Below are 431 nucleotides of genomic sequence, written 5' to 3'. Positions count from 1 at the left end.
CCGTGTGCTGCGAAGTTTCCTTCGTAGCGAGCCGCCCATTATAGCCGGCTTTTCCGCTTCGTCAACACCTTTTTTCAAGGCCGTCTCACCGGAGTGGACGTTGTTGCCGATGCTGCTTCGTCGTTGGGCCCGAGGGCCTTTCGTCGTTGCGAGCCGCCTATTATGGCAGGCCTTTCAGCTTTGTCAACAACTTGTTTGAGGAACTTGAAGCTCTTCGTGAAGTTGTTGCCGCAAGTCCAGGTCGAAACCAGGTGCCTGCAAAAAAAGGAAAACCCCGCTGCGCATGCAGCGGGGTTCTCGGGTGTAAACCCTGGCGATGACCTACTCTCGCATGGCTTGAGCCACACTACCATCGGCGCAGCTGCGTTTCACTTCCGAGTTCGGGATGGGATCGGGTGGTTCCACAGCGCTAATTTCACCAGGGAGGCTTT

1 rRNA gene is annotated in these 431 nt (G+C 56.1%); it reads right to left on the bottom strand.

Annotated elements, in window-relative coordinates:
- Nucleotides 1–308 precede the first annotated feature (308 nt).
- Nucleotides 309–423: ribosomal RNA gene (rrf, locus tag VG556_RS22565) — 5S ribosomal RNA — on the bottom strand.
- Nucleotides 424–431: the final 8 nt, after the last annotated feature.

Source organism: Stenotrophomonas sp. CASM106 (assembly GCF_049384825.1).
Classification (GTDB): Bacteria; Pseudomonadota; Gammaproteobacteria; order Xanthomonadales; family Xanthomonadaceae; genus Stenotrophomonas; species Stenotrophomonas muris.
The sequence above is the reverse complement of the archived record's forward strand: the minus strand, read 5'-3'. Positions and strand labels throughout refer to the sequence as shown.